A 12,732-nucleotide genomic window follows, 5' to 3' on the forward strand; every position below is an offset into this window, starting at 1 on the left:
ATTTTTAGAATATAAGACTGCAATCATTGAAAAAGGCCAATAAATAATCCCTAAGTATAGAGGGAGGGGAACTTAATTTGTATCTATTTTGCTGGCAGTTGTTTCAATAAAAAATCCTTTTTAAATTATTGGGGTTATAAGGAAAATTTTTAATGCCTCCAGAATAAGATGAATTAGAACACATAAAGACAGAGATCGGAGGAGTTTCTTAACTTTTCCAATGATTAGATTTCATCCCATCAAATCAGAATCTTTGCGGTGCGGGGTTGGAGCGGGGAATCAGTTTCGTAACACAATAGTGCGCTAGGAGGAATAACACGATGAACATGCCAACTAAAATTGCAAGAGCAGCAAGAACAATACATAGAGCAAGATAGACCACGCCTAGCCCCAAGGTCTCTAGAACACCGACTGTAGTGTGTTTTATAAGTCTTGCCTTGGAATCCTTACTTCTGTCTTGAACAGACCAGATACTATAAAGACGAGCTAAACCTCGGATTGTTCCTAAAATAGGAATGGAGCTCAATATTTGGGGTATTATGTTCTCTTCTTCTGTGAGACGTCCGTCTGGGTAAACACGTGAATAAGCGCTTGAAATTAAGCAATTATGGTGGGATACTGCGTTTACAAAATCTTCAGGTGTTTTATACGTATGGATAAACATAGTGTTCCTCATTTAAAAATACTTATAATGGGAGAGCCTGCTACGCAGAGGCTGTTATTTTTAATTCGTTAGCAGGGGAGGAGAATACCGAATAATGAGAAATAGCTCAATAAGTAAGTCTTTAAGAATAAAGATTATAAATGTTTTTTTTAAGGGAAGAACAAAAGACCAATCATATAAACATCTCCGTTAGTTATTCCGTACTTGAAGCCTCCCCGCTCCTTATCGAACGGGTAATGTAGAACATATAGAGGCTGAGATTGGAGGAGTTTCTTAACTTTTCCAATGATTAGATTTCATCCCATCAAATCAGAATCTTTGCGGTGCGGGGTTGGAGCGGGGAATCAGTTTCGTAACACAATAGTGCGCCAGGGTGTATAGCATAAGGAACATACAAGCTAAAATTGCAAGAACAGTAATGACAATATCTAGCGCAATGTAGACCACGCCTAGCCCCAAGGTCTCTAGAACACCGATTATGGTATGTTTTATAAGTTTTGTGGTGGGATCCCTACTCCTGTCTTTAACAGACCAGATACTATAAAGACGAGCTAAACCTCGGATTGTTCCTAAAATAGGAATGGAGCTCAATATTTTGGATGTTAGACTCCCTTCTCCAGTGATATGTCCGTCTGGAAGAACTCGTGAATAGGCACTTAAAATTAACCCATTATGGTAGCGGGCTGCATTTACAAAATCTTTGGGTGTTTTATACGTATGGATAAACATGATGTTGCTCTTTTAAAAATATTCATGGTGGGTGTGTTAGTTACATAAGGGGGTTATTTCAATCCAGTTAGCCGTGGCAGATTGATTACAACAAGCATTTTCTCCCCGTCTTAATGAATCCCGAATAGTGTCTCGGCGGGATGAGACAACAATGAATGTGAAACGTCTTAACAAGGAAGTCTTTAGAGAATTAGCAGAGGTTTTTTTATTAAAAAATTTAAATCGTTTTCATATACGAGAAACATCATCTTTTCCTAACAAATAAAAACCATCCTAACACGTTAGGAGCAAGCATAGTAAATGTATTTTTTTTTAAGGCAAGAACAAAAGACCAATCATATAAACATCTCCGTTGGTCATTCCGTACTTGTGAGGTCCCCGCCCCTTATCGAAAGGATAAATTAGAACATATAGAGGCGGCGGTCGGAGGAGTTTATCAACTGTTGGATAAGAAACATCTCCCTAGTAATTAAACTTCATCCTGGTAGGGGAGCAGCATTGCAACACAAAATTGCATAGCATGCCAGATAAAATTGCAAGAACAGTAAGGACAATACATAGAGCAAAGTGGATGATACCTAATCCTAAGGTCTCTAGAACACCGATTATGGTATGTTTTATAAGTTTTAAGGTGGAATCATCACTTCTGTCTTTAACAGACCAGATACTATAAAGGCGTGCTAAACCTCGGATTGTTCCTAAAATAGGAATGGAGCTCAATAATTGGGATCTTATACGTACGCCAGTTGCGATATGTCCGTCTGGGTAAACACGTGAATAAGCACCTGAAATTAACCCGTTACGGTTGTGGATCGCATCTATAAATTTTTCGGGAGTTTCATACCTACGGATACACATAATATTTCTCCTTTAAAAATATTTATGATGGGAAAGCTAGTTATGCAGGGAGGCAATCTGGTACACATCTTTTTTTCTAACATTCTTGTCATTTTAACATATTAAGAGTAAGTGTTAAAGATATATTTTTTTCAAAATCAAGAACAGAGTAGAGTGGGGGAGTAGGAGGGGTGTTTGTATAAAAAAACCCCGCAAAGTGGATTTGCGAGGTTTCTTAGCTGTAGTCTTAAATTAATATTAAATTATTTATTATGACTAGATAATGGTGGAATTAAAGAGTTAATGGACTCCCCATCAGCAAGAAATGTTGTGTTGATGTAGTCCGCTGGGAATTGCATTCCATACAGACTGGTAACATCCTCCGAATTAATGCTATTCCATATACTTAAAAAACGCTCTCGGTTAGGTAACACGTCTTGTGGGGTGAGTAAGTCTGGGTTTGTTACTGAGAACATAAATCCAAGGCTGTAGACAGTAGTGTCATTGTTTTGTTTAGACACGACTACAGGCACTAAACCGTGGTGGGCATAATGTTTGCATAGAGAAGAAAAAGTTTTTTGGTCTACACCGTATAAAACAGCAGAAAAATCGGAGTCTTCTTTGGAGTTTCCTAAATCAAGGGAAAGAGCATTGAGATCAGCATAATTTTTTGCCGTTTTGTCTTTTTTATCCTGACGAGAATCGTAATTGAAAATACGCTTCGCTCGATCTACGTTTACAGCAGTATTCCAAAGGGATTTTCCGAGAGTTTCGAAATTGCGAGGATTCATGAGATCATCATAAATTACTACAGGGACGCAATTCATTTGATCAGATAATCCCCAAGCTGTTTTTACATTATCCCAGATCGAGTTAGGATCAATAGAGTTGTTAAAAAGAGGAGCCGAACTTTTAGCTTCTTCAACCACGCTTTTGTCGGAAGTAAATACATCATCAGCTGCACATCCAGCAATTAGAACTGAAAGGGAAGCTAGACATAAAGCACCCAATAATCTAATTTTCGATAGAAAGAAGTTTTGTGTTCTCATATCCTTGCCTCATTCGCAATTTTTAGTGTAAAAGCAAAAGACCGTAACAACTTACAACTTTGTTTGCGATAAAAACATTGTAAAAAACAAAAAAATGTTGCTCATATAGTTGTGGAAAGACGATTTGCGATAACCTTATGGCCTCTAGAAGTTTGTATAAGTTTTTGATTCTTTACCGTTTATTTTTTTGTGATGTTTTTTGGAGTTCATAACTAAGCGTAGTCTTTAATTGTTTCGTTCAATGATTTGGTGTATCGCTTGGATTTTGGATTTCTACAACGGGCTCAGAACTTGTTTCTTGAAGAGACGATGTTTTTGGAGCTTCTTCTGCGGGGGCGAATGCTTGGTTAAGTTCGTAAATTTGAAGTTGACTTTTCAGTTCTTTTACTTCTGTCTCAGCTTGCTTTAAACGTTTTCTTAAAACTCCATAGAGTCCCTGTTCTATATTGTTCACAAAGAAAAGTACTCCAATACTGATAAAGACAAAGCCTATAAGAATTAAAGATAAAGAGAGGGCAATGGTTGTTGCGTTTAGCATGTTGAGTCCGTTAAGAAAAAAAATAGCAACAAAGATGGAAACTACAGTAGAGAAACCTAAAACAATCAGCATTGTATCTAGGAATAGTCTGAGGGATGTCTGACGTTGAGATAAATTCGTGTTTATCTCGGTAGGAAGTGGTGTTAAGGGAAAGGGAGAAATATTTTGGTTTTGTGTGGGTATTGGATTTGACATGCCGAATCCCTAGTTAGTTCTTTAGTTTTGGTTGAGCAGAATATATAAATTTTTTTTTAACAGCAACGGATCATCTTAATTCCTAGGAAAGATAAACAATTCATTAGAATCTACGATTAAATAAAAGACATTTAATCTCATGGGGATACTGGTTTGCTTCTTGTTTAATTGTTGTAAAAAATTTTTGACAAAACGCTCTTGTCGGTTCATCGGAATACGGTTGAGAGTTCTATGTGGGTGGGAAAAGATTTTAATTGTTCTAGACGCCTATTAATGAAAAATTAATCCGGCGGCATTATTCGTGTTTTTGTTTTGTTTGTAAGGGAGTTTATGCATAAATTAACGAGTTTGTTTTTGTGCCTACTACTTGTGCTTAGCGGGTGTGCTGAAACTGTTTCTTCACAGGGAGACGCTATAGATCAAGCGTTTTGTATTAAACTTCCTATTTCTGAGTTTTCATCCTATTCTGCGGCATACACACCGGCTCAATGTCTCTCCAAAGAAAATAAAAATCCTAAGGTTATTGAGAAAGTAGATCAAGAATCTCTCAAGATTTGGAAAGAGATACATGAAAAAATGCATCTAACGACTCCTTATGTTCCTATAGTCGTTTATGGAAGTTTAATGAACCCAATTTCAGCGAAAAACACACTTCAGGAGTACCATTCTCATGCTGTCTGGATTCATGATTATGTTAGAGTATTTAACTTAGACACACGTCTTTTTGGAGGTTCTTCTAGAGTGACAGATGTGGATGGTGAAGATAATCGCGGGGCTCTCAATTTGAATTTCTCGCAAGGAGAAAGTTGCAACGGGATTGTTTTAGCTATTAGTGAAGACGATTTTGTCTCATGTCGTCGTCGTGAAGGGGTTTACAACTGTGTTCCTGTTGTAATTTCTGATTATGTATCTTCAGGACAATGTCATCGTAGTGTAGCCTACGCCTGGGTTGCTGGAGATCAGGTTTGCTCTAACTATGTACTTCCTTTAAAAAGTTACTACTCCATGATTTGGGAAGGAATAACAGCAGATAGCGTTCGAGAGAGTTTTGGTGATAACTTTTCTCAGGAGTATTTAAATACAACTTTTTTAGCCGATGGACGGTCGATAAAGACAATTCATGATGAATATAAAGACGCTCCTATTCATTACTAAATTTCTTATTTTCTATAGAATTAAATGCCAATCTTTTGTTCTTGGGGATCTTTTTATAGGACCCTGGCTTTAATATATCATCTCGATCACGATTGCCCACTTTTATTCATCTGTGATTTTTTCACGAGGTTCTCTCAATAATGCTCTAAACTTTTGTAGGGAGAGGTTATTTAGAAAGAATCTTTTCTAAAAATTATTAAATAGTTCTTGAAGATTATTAGAAAAAAGTAATACCGTTCCCTAAAATTTTCCTAGGTTGGTTCCTAGGTTGGTTCCTAGGTTGGTTCCTAGGTTGGTTCCTATCGACCTCTTTTGTGTTTGGTGCCGATGAGAAGAATAAATTTCTCAATCAGGCGTTACTCTTAATCGTTTTCCTTTATTGAGAAGCACATGCGTGAAGCCTTGACTTTTGATGATGTTTTATTAGTTCCTCAATATTCTGAAGTTCTTCCTGGAGAAGCTTGCTTATCTGCTTCTGTTTCGGAATCTTTGGATCTAGCTATCCCTATTTTATCTGCAGCAATGGATTCTGTTACAGAATTATCTATGGCTATAGCTATGGCTGAAGCTGGGGGACTTGGAGTTATCCATAAAAATATGGATTTGGATGAACAAGTTAGTATGGTAAAACACATAAAATCACAAGCCTCTTCTCTGGCTGTGGGGTGTTCCGTAGGCATTGGTCAACAAGGTTTGCAAAGAGCCGATGTTTTAGTTGAGGCTGGTGTAGATGCCGTAGTTGTAGACACTGCTCATGGACACTCAAGATTGGTTCTCGATACCGCAAAAACCCTTAAAAAGCATTATCCTTCGGTGACTCTTATTGTGGGAAATATTGTCTCAAGAGAGGCAGCTCTTTGTTTAGGAGAAATTGGCGTGGATGCTGTGAAGGTGGGTATTGGTCCAGGATCTATATGCACAACGCGGATCATCTCAGGTGTAGGATTACCCCAATTAACAGCTGTTATGGATGTTTCTGAGGCATTGCGTGATTCTTCCGTTCGAGTCATTGCTGATGGAGGAATGCGCTATTCTGGCGATATAGTTAAAGCTCTTGCTGCTGGAGCGCACTGCGTTATGCTAGGTAGCATGCTAGCAGGAACGAATGAAGCACCAGGAGAAATAGTTCATGTTAATGAGCAAGCTTACAAGATGTATCGAGGTATGGGCTCTCTAGGCGCCATGAAAAGGGGTAGCGCTGAGCGCTATTTTCAAGAACATAACGCCAAGAAATTTGTTCCAGAGGGTGTTGAGGGGCTTGTTCCTTACAAAGGCTCTCTTCATGATGTGCTTTATCAAATCCTAGGAGGGATTCGATCTGGTATGGGCTATGTAGGGGCCCGTAATTTGGAAGAATTGCGGAAGAATGCTGTATTTGCACGCATTACTCATTCTGGAAGAACAGAAAGTCACATTCATAATCTGCAACATATTCAACAAGCTCCAAATTACCTAGTCTCTAAATAATAAGAGGTATTCTATTTTGAGTAAGATTCTTATTCTTGATTTTGGCTCTCAATATACGAATGTTTTAGCCAAAAAGATACGCTTACTTTCCGTATTTTGTGAGGTACTTCCTTGGAATACACCTCTAGAAGACATTCTTCAAGAGTCTCCTTCAGGTCTAATTTTTTCTGGAGGGCCTCATTCTGTTTATCAGGAGAATAGTCCAAAAGTTGATAGAGAAATCTATAACGCTAACATCCCTATACTTGGGGTATGTTATGGTATGCAACTTATCGCTAGAGATTTTGGAAGTGAGGTAAGGGGAGGAGAGAATGAGTTTGGCTATACCCCTATAGTTTTTTATCCGGGAAAACTTTTTCAAGGCCTTGTGGATAAGGACGCTTTTCATACTGAAATTCGTATGAGTCATTGCGACTCTGTTACAGTCCCTCCTAAAGATTTTTTCATTACTGCAAGTTCACAACATTGTCCTGTTGCAGCCATAGAATACCCTGAGAAAAAACTTTTCGGTCTCCAATTTCATCCGGAAGTTTCAGATTCTCAAGGAATAGGTGATACAATTTTATCAAATTTTGTTAAGCATATCTGTCGGGCTTCGGAAACTTGGAAAATTGAGACAATAGAAAAACAACTTATTCAAAGGATCAAAGAACAAGTAGGAGAAAAGGAACGTGTATTACTAGGCTTGTCTGGAGGGGTAGACTCTTCTGTTTTAGCTGTTTTACTTCATAATGCCTTGGGTGATCGTTTATCGTGTGTCTTTGTTGATACGGGGCTATTGAGGAAAAATGAAGTTGAAGAGGTTAAACAGCAATTTTTATCTCTAGGGCTAGAGATAATAGTGGAAGATGCTTCTGAAACATTTTTCTACGAGTTATCCGGAATACAGGATCCCGAACAGAAACGTAAAATCATTGGATCTACCTTTATTGAAGTTTTTGATAAAGTATCTAAAAACCTTGAGGTTCAGTGGTTGGCTCAAGGAACTATTTATTCCGATGTTATTGAATCGGCAAAATCTTGTGATGCAACGCAAGTAATTAAATCTCACCATAATGTTGGCGGACTTCCAGAAAAATTAAATCTGAAACTTTTAGAACCTTTGCGTTTTCTTTTTAAGGATGAAGTTAGAGCTTTGGGCAAAGTTTTGGGCTTACCAGAAGTCTTTATATCCCGACACCCCTTTCCTGGCCCTGGTTTAGGAGTCAGAGTTCTTGGAGAAATCCGTAAAGAATATGTAGAAATAGTAAAACATGCTGATAGTATCTTTATTGAAGAACTAAAAAAAGCTAATTTATACGACAAGGTTAGCCAAGCATTTGCTGTTTTCTTACCAGTAAAGTCGGTTGCTGTAAAAGGGGATTGTCGTCATTATGGCTATACGATAGCTTTACGTGCAGTAGAGTCTTCTGATTTCATGACAGCATGCTGGTCGCCCCTATCTAGAGAATTTCTTAACCGTTGTTCATCACGCATTATTAACGAAATCCCAGAAGTTAGCAGAGTGGTTTACGATATTTCCGATAAACCTCCAGCAACTATTGAATGGGAATAGGATTGGGCACAAAAAATAAGATATGATTGATAAGAAGCTTTTTTTTATTGCTGAAAGGTTATCACAGTTGTCCTTCGATCTGGACGATAATAGGCCTTGTACAAGTCAGTTTATTAAAGATCTGCCTAAAGCAGATATTCACGTGCATCTCCCAGGGACTATTTCGACAGAAACAGCTTGGGAACTAGGAGTCAGAAATGGTCTTATAAAATGGGAGAACGGACGATGGATATCTCCTCCTTTGTCTAATGGAAATCCCCATAAGAGTTATTCTGAAATATTCAAAAATTTTGAGAGCATTCGCTACGAGAGGGATCCCGATCTTTCTTTGTTAAAATATGCTATTGTTTCTCGTGATTTTGCCAGCTTTGATCGGATTATGGCTACCGTACAGGGGCATAGACACCCTCCAGGAGGAATCCAAAATGAAAATGATCTTTGGCTTGTTTTGCAAAATTATTTAAAACAATGTCTAAAAGACAATATCATTTACACTGAAGTTCAACAAAATATTCGAATAGCTTATGCAATTTATCCTTTTCTAGAACCTCAGGAAGCTCGCTTACGCCTGTACGATCTGTTTTCTAGAGCCTCTCAACTCTTCCAAAGTCAAGGAATTTATCTTCGTTTTCTCAATTGCTTTAATAAAACAGGTTCTTCTCATTTGCAACAATCTACACAACAACGATCAGAAGAAGCCGCGCATTGGCTTGATGAAGCACAGAGTTGTTTTCCCGATCTCTTTATTGGATTGCAATCCGCAGGAGCAGAAACCTGCCCGGAGGCTGTACCAATAAAATTAACTTCAGGATATCGCCATGCATATGACAAGGGATTCGGATGCGAGGCTCATGCAGGAGAGGGAACAGGCTTTTTATATTTAAGACAAACACTGCAAGCTTTACCTGTGCAGAGAATAGCGCATGGGTTTCAAGCAATCGAACACTTGCCAACTATTCATGAAATCCAAGAGAAAAATATTACTTTAGTTATGGCTCCAGCTATTAATCTTATACTTGGTGCTTCACTACACCAGTATGCGGGGCTAAAAAAAATAGGTAAAACGACAATTGATAGTTTTGATAGTCATCCTTTTTTTGCATTGTTCAGGAATCATAAACTTAGCGTAACATTGAGTTCCGATAATCCCCAAATGGGGGGAACTTCTTTGCAAAATACGATGCTGCTTTTATCTGGTCTTCCTACTGATGAAGATTTACAATTAAATTGTGTTAAATCTTCACCTCTTACCCTTAAAGAGATCATACAACTGAATATAGAGGCGATAGTTTCTTCATTTTCGGATACCAAAACAAAAGTAATCCTTTTAAATAGGATCTTTGAATATTTATCCGAATACTTATCAGAAAATGATAAGAGAGTGTTGCCGGCTTTGCGGTGATATTAGAGGAATTTGAACGATAGTTTTTCCCGGGATAGATATTTAATGAGCTGCATTATTAAATGCTATTCGTGATGAATACGAGGCCGCTCATTTTTTCTATTAAGTTTTCCTCGAGTTGATGTAAGCAATAGCTTGTGCCTGGAGTTTGTGTATTAAACTCCAGTCTTTTTATTTTGAATTCCGAAGAGATTCTCCTTATTTACATTCATGATCTCGCGTTTTTTCTCATCTCTAATTTTTTCACATAGCTTTATAAATGATCTTCCTAAGTTTGGCATGGGGAATGGTTATTTGGAATCTTTAGCTGAGAGGGTGGATAGACTACTTCAATTTCGGAACGGATCTAGTGTTTTATATATTGATAGGATGAACACAAGAGGACAACTTGTCTATGTGAACATTCAGATCCCTTTGTTTTTTGAAGAAAGGATAAGAACTATTCTTCTCTATTTATTGCTTATTCCTGTTATCGTTATGTTGGTTATTAAAATTATTGCTCGTATAGCTCTGTATTATAAATACGGGGGATGGGAAAGGTGGTCCGAACAAACAGATATCTTACATGATTCTCCGCAGACACCAAGTGCTAAGCCTCCCATATTCACCGAAACTCAACTCAAAAACATAGATTTTCATCTTCCTCCACTGGACCAGGAGAGTTTTGATCGAATTTTAGAGGAACATCAGCGTCTTAGAAGAGCTAGGAGCATCAAATCTAAAGTGGATGGCCGTAGTGATATCTTAGGGGAGAAAGATGATATTTTTTTCACACACCCTGATTTTTCTCGCTTAGAATTTCAGTCTGTTGGACCTGCTAGAATCAATAATTCGGTCGGGTATTCTTCTCAGGAGTGGGCGGATCTAATCGTTCGAGATTACTTGACTTCTCAAAAAGAGGAGTTATCCCAGTTGCGAGGATTTAATCATCCGTGGACTATCGGTATTCGCCGGATACGCACAGATCCCGTGGGTAATCGTGTTTTGATTATTCGAGAGTGTTGAGATTTTTAAAAATATTGTCCGGAATTCTTATAATTCTTTGATCAAAAGATGATTTTCACCTTAGAAAATTATTAATCTTAAATACAATAAATACTAAAGTTATGATCTTTTTTGTTTATAAATAGTGTGGGATAATGAGCGTTAGTTTTTTCACTCCTCTGGGGTTTTCTCAACAGTGTTTGGGGGAAATAGCTCAAGCTGGTCAAACTGTGTTTCTAGAAAGGCTAGCTGGATATCTGGACATGTTGTTTATACAAAGATCCGATGGCCTAAAAATTAAAGCTTTAGGGCATAATAAACGATTATTAGCTGAGAGGGTTAAGAAGGTTGATTCTTTAGTCTCTCTGTATTTGAAAGTACTTCTAGTGCTTCTCATTGTTCCGATAATCATTGCACTAGTATTAAAGATTATCGTGAGACTGTGTTTGTGTATAAAATATTCGGGAGGTATTCAGGAGGTACAGGAGGTAGTAGTTCCTATCGTTGAAGAGACAGATGTTGTTGGAGAGGCAACTGTATTTCCATCCCGTCTTCTTTCTCGAGAAAAAATTGTAGAGAAATTTGTAACTCTGCCTAAATTATCTGAGGTACAGAGAGATCTTCTGATTAAGTCTATTGAACTACTCTATTCTCGAGGTTGTGCAACCCCAAAAGATTATGCAGATAGAGGTATTCTTGTCCGATATATGCATACATATACTTCTCCTATCATATTTGAGTTAATAGGAATTCCGGGGATCACATGTACTTATTGCCCTGATTATCTACGCGAAGAAAATAGAGGCCGAAATATTGTTAGATCATCGGACAGGGCTATTTTTGTTTGTGAAGAAAGGAGAGATCTAACTTCCAAGTTCCTAGAGTCTAGATCCATCACAATGGATACAACACAGGAAGAAGTTGAAGAACTTCTAAAAGAAAAGAGAAAATCCGAACCTTTATTGGGAATTTTTAGAGTAGAGACCTTCTTTATTAAGGGACAACCCGTTGGGGTCTTGCTTGCGAAGAAATTCGATTAAGAGATTACCCCAGTTGTCAATTTTCTAGGATGCTTTTCAAGTCCCTGCTTGATTGATTGCTTAAAGTAGGGTAAAACATATCGTGCAATCTTCAAATTTTCATAGCTTTATTGGGATTAATCCGTGTCTAAACGGATTAATTAATAGAATTATCGTTTGAAAATTAAATATTCTGAAAAAACTATCAACACTTCTTTTGAGAGAACAGAGCATGAAAAAAACAAAAATAGTGATTACTTTATCGTGTGCTCTGTTGATTGGAGCAATTTGTATTTTTTCTACACTCAAACCTGCTGTAACTTGTATGAACGATTCGCGATCTCTAGTAGAAGAGGTCAAGGCTTTTACCCTTGCGGGGGACAGTTCATTTCAAAATCCTGTGTCTGAACTGCTTGATGAGTTAAATGCTACTTCTTTTATCTCGCGTGAGGGGACTGATGCAGACCAACGGCCAATTTTTGTGAATGCTCAGGCAGATTTTGAAAGGGCGATTGTATATTGGCTTAAGTGTAATCGGGTTATAAGTTGTGTATGTCTTATTCATACTCCTTCTCCTGCAACGCCTTTGTGTACGAATGGGGAGATTTCTAGGGGACTTGTAGATTCTGAAGTTCAGAATGATATAGAACGATTGCTGACAGTAAAAAAACGCCCCGATATTATTCGCGAGTATTTGCAGAATGGCGGCACTCTTTTTACAATATACCCTAAGAAAGGGCGTGAGTTGCGTTCCATAGAGCAGCTAGAAGTTTTGGATCATCTAATACAAAGATATTCTCTTCATTTGCATGCGATTGAGCTCAATTCTGACACAATTCCTCAAGATTTAATAGGGGCCACGTACCTTATTACGTTTGCGGACTTATCTACCTATGTTCTGTCTTTAAGAAGCTATCAAGCTAATTCTCCTATTAATGATAAATGGGCTATTTGGTTTGGGTCTATTGAGGATTCTATTGTAGCAGAGCGTCTTCGAACAGTGGTCTCATTTCTAAGAGATCATGGATTTTCCCTAGATAATCTCTGCTTAGTTCCATGTGATAAAAAAGAACCTAGCCGGGAAAATTTAAGGGGGAGTAAAGCTTGACTTCTTAAACTTACCGCTGGGGTTTAGGGC

The 12,732-nt window shown here is 37.9% G+C and carries 12 protein-coding genes; 7 read left to right on the forward strand and 5 right to left on the reverse strand.

Features of this window, described 5'->3' with window-relative positions; genetic code table 11:
* Positions 1–244 precede the first annotated feature (244 nt).
* From CF_RS02140 to CF_RS02160, 5 genes are all read right to left on the reverse strand, one after another.
* Entirely contained in the window at positions 245–664 is a 420-nt protein-coding gene (locus CF_RS02140; RefSeq protein ID WP_041467955.1) for a hypothetical protein, read from the reverse strand.
* Positions 665–973: 309 nt separating this feature from the next.
* Positions 974–1,393: a hypothetical protein gene (locus CF_RS02145; protein WP_011457974.1), complete on the reverse strand. Its 420-nt coding sequence runs from the start codon at positions 1,391–1,393 to the stop codon at positions 974–976.
* Between the two features lie 462 nt (positions 1,394–1,855).
* Positions 1,856–2,251, reverse strand: a complete 396-nt coding sequence (locus CF_RS02150) for a hypothetical protein (protein ID WP_011457975.1) — start codon at positions 2,249–2,251, stop codon at positions 1,856–1,858.
* 242 nt (positions 2,252–2,493) lie between these two features.
* Complete coding sequence (locus CF_RS02155) at positions 2,494–3,279, reverse strand: hypothetical protein (protein WP_011457976.1); 786 nt, start codon at positions 3,277–3,279, stop codon at positions 2,494–2,496.
* 238 nt (positions 3,280–3,517) lie between these two features.
* Positions 3,518–4,012: a membrane protein gene (locus CF_RS02160; protein WP_011457977.1), complete on the reverse strand. Its 495-nt coding sequence runs from the start codon at positions 4,010–4,012 to the stop codon at positions 3,518–3,520.
* A 330-nt stretch (positions 4,013–4,342) separates the two neighbouring features.
* Between CF_RS02160 and CF_RS02165 the strand changes: the two genes are divergently transcribed.
* The 7 genes from CF_RS02165 to CF_RS05295 all read left to right on the forward strand — a co-directional run bounded on the left by CF_RS02165 (position 4,343) and on the right by CF_RS05295 (position 12,702).
* Entirely contained in the window at positions 4,343–5,167 is an 825-nt protein-coding gene (locus tag CF_RS02165; protein WP_011457978.1) for a gamma-glutamylcyclotransferase family protein, read from the forward strand.
* A 390-nt stretch (positions 5,168–5,557) separates the two neighbouring features.
* Complete coding sequence (locus tag CF_RS02170) at positions 5,558–6,634, forward strand: IMP dehydrogenase (RefSeq protein WP_011457979.1); 1,077 nt, start codon at positions 5,558–5,560, stop codon at positions 6,632–6,634.
* Positions 6,635–6,650: 16 nt separating this feature from the next.
* Positions 6,651–8,189: a glutamine-hydrolyzing GMP synthase gene (gene guaA / locus CF_RS02175; protein ID WP_011457980.1), complete on the forward strand. Its 1,539-nt coding sequence runs from the start codon at positions 6,651–6,653 to the stop codon at positions 8,187–8,189.
* 22 nt (positions 8,190–8,211) lie between these two features.
* The gene (locus tag CF_RS02180; RefSeq protein ID WP_011457981.1) at positions 8,212–9,591 is read left to right on the forward strand and encodes an adenosine deaminase; all 1,380 of its coding nucleotides are present in this window, start codon (positions 8,212–8,214) and stop codon (positions 9,589–9,591) included.
* A 279-nt stretch (positions 9,592–9,870) separates the two neighbouring features.
* Positions 9,871–10,596 (forward strand): hypothetical protein, encoded by a 726-nt coding sequence (locus CF_RS02185; RefSeq protein ID WP_232500668.1) that lies wholly within the window; start codon positions 9,871–9,873, stop codon positions 10,594–10,596.
* Positions 10,597–10,730: 134 nt separating this feature from the next.
* Positions 10,731–11,615: a hypothetical protein gene (locus CF_RS02190; protein WP_011457983.1), complete on the forward strand. Its 885-nt coding sequence runs from the start codon at positions 10,731–10,733 to the stop codon at positions 11,613–11,615.
* 211 nt (positions 11,616–11,826) lie between these two features.
* Positions 11,827–12,702 carry a hypothetical protein gene (locus CF_RS05295; protein ID WP_011457984.1) on the forward strand — a complete coding sequence of 292 codons (876 nt, stop codon included), beginning with the start codon at positions 11,827–11,829 and terminating at the stop codon, positions 12,700–12,702.
* Positions 12,703–12,732: the final 30 nt, after the last annotated feature.

This window comes from Chlamydia felis Fe/C-56 (assembly GCF_000009945.1).
In the GTDB taxonomy this organism is placed as follows: Bacteria; Chlamydiota; Chlamydiia; order Chlamydiales; family Chlamydiaceae; genus Chlamydia; species Chlamydia felis.

Excerpts from the sequence above, each read along its gene's own strand:
- CF_RS02180 (WP_011457981.1), top strand. The coding sequence starts at position 8,212 with ATGATTGATAAGAAGCTTTTTTTTATTGCTGAAAGGTTATCACAGTTG.
- CF_RS02150 (WP_011457975.1), bottom strand. The coding sequence starts at position 2,251 with ATGTGTATCCGTAGGTATGAAACTCCCGAAAAATTTATAGATGCGATC.
- CF_RS02145 (WP_011457974.1), bottom strand. The coding sequence starts at position 1,393 with ATGTTTATCCATACGTATAAAACACCCAAAGATTTTGTAAATGCAGCC.
- CF_RS02160 (WP_011457977.1), bottom strand. The coding sequence starts at position 4,012 with ATGTCAAATCCAATACCCACACAAAACCAAAATATTTCTCCCTTTCCC.
- CF_RS02185 (WP_232500668.1), top strand. The coding sequence starts at position 9,871 with ATGGGGAATGGTTATTTGGAATCTTTAGCTGAGAGGGTGGATAGACTA.
- CF_RS02140 (WP_041467955.1), bottom strand. The coding sequence starts at position 664 with ATGTTTATCCATACGTATAAAACACCTGAAGATTTTGTAAACGCAGTA.
- CF_RS05295 (WP_011457984.1), top strand. The coding sequence starts at position 11,827 with ATGAAAAAAACAAAAATAGTGATTACTTTATCGTGTGCTCTGTTGATT.
- CF_RS02155 (WP_011457976.1), bottom strand. The coding sequence starts at position 3,279 with ATGAGAACACAAAACTTCTTTCTATCGAAAATTAGATTATTGGGTGCT.
- CF_RS02190 (WP_011457983.1), top strand. The coding sequence starts at position 10,731 with ATGAGCGTTAGTTTTTTCACTCCTCTGGGGTTTTCTCAACAGTGTTTG.
- CF_RS02170 (WP_011457979.1), top strand. The coding sequence starts at position 5,558 with ATGCGTGAAGCCTTGACTTTTGATGATGTTTTATTAGTTCCTCAATAT.
- CF_RS02165 (WP_011457978.1), top strand. The coding sequence starts at position 4,343 with ATGCATAAATTAACGAGTTTGTTTTTGTGCCTACTACTTGTGCTTAGC.